Annotated in this window: 3 protein-coding genes; 1 reads left to right on the forward strand and 2 read right to left on the reverse strand. The window is 55.7% G+C overall.

The features are described 5' to 3' along the window. Positions 1 to 69 precede the first annotated feature (69 nt). Entirely contained in the window at positions 70 to 402 is a 333-nt protein-coding gene (locus GTW51_RS24760; protein WP_425483309.1) for a helix-turn-helix domain-containing protein, read from the reverse strand. A 230-nt stretch (positions 403 to 632) separates the two neighbouring features. Between GTW51_RS24760 and GTW51_RS24765 the strand changes: the two genes are divergently transcribed. Next, complete coding sequence (locus GTW51_RS24765; protein ID WP_425483310.1) at positions 633 to 1,070, forward strand: BLUF domain-containing protein; 438 nt, start codon at positions 633 to 635, stop codon at positions 1,068 to 1,070. A 277-nt stretch (positions 1,071 to 1,347) separates the two neighbouring features. Here the strand turns inward: GTW51_RS24765 and GTW51_RS23250 are convergent, their stop codons facing one another. Further along, positions 1,348 to 1,629, reverse strand: a complete 282-nt coding sequence (locus GTW51_RS23250) for a hypothetical protein (RefSeq protein WP_163046393.1) — start codon at positions 1,627 to 1,629, stop codon at positions 1,348 to 1,350. Positions 1,630 to 1,788: the final 159 nt, after the last annotated feature.

Consider the following 1,788-nt stretch of genomic DNA (forward strand, 5'->3'; position numbering starts at 1 on the left):
GCGGCGTAGTCTCGTCCTTGGCGGGCATGGTCCCTCCGATCTGGAGTTTTTGGCGTCAGCACCCAAAAACTACGCCGGATCAGAGGCTTGGGCTAGGCCCGCCAGCCATGACGCATAATGCGGGCTAAGTGTGTATCCCCGGCTTCGACCAGCGTGGATGGCATAGCCGCGTGCGACCAGTGTCGCTAAAAGATGATGGCATGTGGACAAGTTGAGACCAGTTGCCTTGGCCAGTTCATTCAACAGGACCGGGTGGTCTTTCGAGGCCATCACTTCAATAAGCTGTAAGGCGCGATCGACCGACTGAATCAGTCGAGCCGGCGGGCTTACCTCAAGAATTTTGTCAATTGCAGCAGGAGTTGATGCTGAAATGGGCTTTTCTGCTTCAGATCTTGTGGTAATGACTTGACCCTCCCGAGCTCAAGTTTCGTCCACAGCTAAGCGCTGTTTTGAATTTGGATCAATCAAAATCGACGAGGTCGAAAACTCTTTCATAATGTGAAAACTTGACGGACGTCTTGTCGCTTTTATGTTGTTTTGCAACGCTGTCAGCAAGGCAGTCGCTGCAGTGCAGCTTCGCAACTGCGAACATCATCTGGAGATATATTTTGCCTGCGAATTATTTGATCTACGTGAGCCAAGCGCGCCCAGCTCTCTCCCAGGCCGATCTGGACTCAATCCTTGCGACGAGCCGAGCCTACAATGCCGAGAAGGATGTGACGGGAATGCTGCTGTTCGTTGAGGGCCGAGATGGTAATCGCGGCAGCTTCATGCAGCTCCTCGAGGGTAGCGCGGACGAACTCGAGGCTCTGCGCAAACGCATCTTCGCGGACCCACGCCACCACACCAAGCTGGTGCTGGAAACCGGCGTTAAGCCCCAGCGAGACTTTGCCGATTGGTCGATGGCATTCAGGAGCGTCGTTGCCCGCGATCTCACAGCCCACCCTGGCTTCGCGGATATTGGAACAGAAGAATTTCAACGCAGATGCGAAGCTGGGGAAGTGCATCAGTCGCTCACGTTCATTCGGGACTTTTGGTCGAGCGACGCAGAAGCAGGTGCGACCGCTTGACGTCTCACGTCCGCCAAGCCCTGACGGAAGGGAGAACGTTCGTGGCGGCTGGATGCGTATCCTGCATACCCTTGGAGAAGGCTTCGTAAGCTATGACAGCCAACAGAGACCGGTGCGACTATGGCTGGTGTTCCTCGACCTGAGCTTACGCGGCGCCTCTACGGATACCTGCCTGCTCCGGAGAAGTTGAATGGGGCCGATAGCAGTCCAGCGGCTTTCGGACGCGCTTGCCGCAAAAGCTGACGCTGGTTCCAAGCGTACTATTTTTCGCAGATATTTAGGGTTCATCGATCTGCTCAAAGCCCCCGGCGCAAAAATCATCGCTGCGCGAGAGCGCCCGGTATAGCGCCGACTGCCAGCTGTTAATATTTACCCGGCGTCGGCTTCTCGCTTCGAACGCGAGTTCTTCTCGAAGACCGGCTTCCCCATCGATCTCGAATGTGGATCGGAAGATCGGCTTCCGTTCAACCAATTCAACTGCGGCGTGTTGCCTGTAGAGCCCATCGAGCGCCAGTGTTTCGAAGTGATTGTGCGCTCGCTGAACAACCTCGTCCTCCAAGCCGGGAGGGGTCCCAATAGCGAAACTGGCTGTTATACCAACGTGCGCTGATCAGAACTCATGCGCCCAGTCCCGCATTCCGATTGAGATGATTTTCCAGGGCTGATCGACGAGCTTGTTCCAAGCGTCACAGCAGTGGGCGACGATGTCGTCGTAGTC

Source organism: Aurantimonas aggregata, from assembly GCF_010500835.1.
Classification (GTDB): domain Bacteria; phylum Pseudomonadota; class Alphaproteobacteria; order Rhizobiales; family Rhizobiaceae; genus Aurantimonas; species Aurantimonas aggregata.